The organism is Aliiglaciecola litoralis, from assembly GCF_039523355.1.
Classification (GTDB): Bacteria; Pseudomonadota; Gammaproteobacteria; order Enterobacterales; family Alteromonadaceae; genus Aliiglaciecola; species Aliiglaciecola litoralis.
In genome coordinates this window covers 1-934 of sequence record NZ_BAAAFD010000044.1, presented here as the reverse complement: position 1 = coordinate 934, position 934 = coordinate 1, and the positions used below count along the sequence as shown (strand labels likewise).

Sequence of the window (934 nt, the reverse complement as noted above, 5' to 3'; positions counted from 1 at the left end):
ACTTGGAAAACGGTTTTGGCAAGATCAATTGTAATAGTGCTAGTATTTATCATGGTATGGCTCCTTTGGTTTCGACACCTTCACCTTAGTTCATAATGACAAAGGTGGGGAGTCCATACCATTGAGCAAAGCCAGCGAGTAGTTGTCCGGTTGATTGGATTGTTAGGCTTACTTGCGCTTAAAAACAAGAAGTACCAACAAAACAATTATTACAAAAAAGTGCACTAATAATATTAAGCCCTCTCTACCATATAAAGTAAAACCGTGTAGATGGTTGAACGTATGCTGAAAGTACCCGCATGCTCCAGTACCCAGCCAATTTTGGCCCGGAGTTCCGCCACAAAAAGGAATAGTAGCAATGGTATTCACAATAAGTGATAGGACTACTATTCCCAGTACAAACTTCACTAATATTGAGATATTTTTTTCACTCATGCTTGTCAGCCTAACGCCCCTAATAGACTGCACAAACACGTGGCCCACACTTTGTGAAGCACGAGCAATGGCCGCGAGTTTGTGTCAGGTTGATTGGATTGTTATATGTCATGTACGCCACGTTTAAACTTGCGCAACAAAAACACCGCCAATACTAATAACAAAACACCGAAAGTATAAAAAACAATATCTTCGTTAAACCCATCTTGGACGAATACTACTTTATAATAAACATCTTCGCCTGAATCTTGATTAAAAAAATCAACCGGCATAACGCCACGAACAATTTGGAAGTAGCCCTCTAGGAGTAAAGCAATTCCAGCAATAAAAAGTGCTTTAACTTTAAACATAACGAATAACCAAACCTAGTGACATTGGTGTTACCCACTAAAAGTGGACATCCTGTTTAAGCGTAACGAGCTTCATATTCCAACGGACTTAAGTATCCCAATGTCGAATGTAGCCTTACGCGATTATAAAATATTTCAATATATTCAAA

At 38.9% G+C, this 934-nt stretch carries 2 protein-coding genes; both read right to left on the bottom strand.

Annotated features, from left to right (window positions below):
* Positions 1–536: 536 nt before the first annotated feature.
* On the bottom strand, positions 537–785 hold the full coding sequence (locus ABD036_RS19095; RefSeq protein WP_343862793.1) for a hypothetical protein: 249 nt from the start codon (positions 783–785) through the stop codon (positions 537–539).
* Between the two features lie 56 nt (positions 786–841).
* Positions 842–934, bottom strand: a 93-nt coding sequence (locus tag ABD036_RS19090) for an IS3 family transposase (protein WP_343862677.1), incomplete at its 5' end; no start/stop codon positions are given.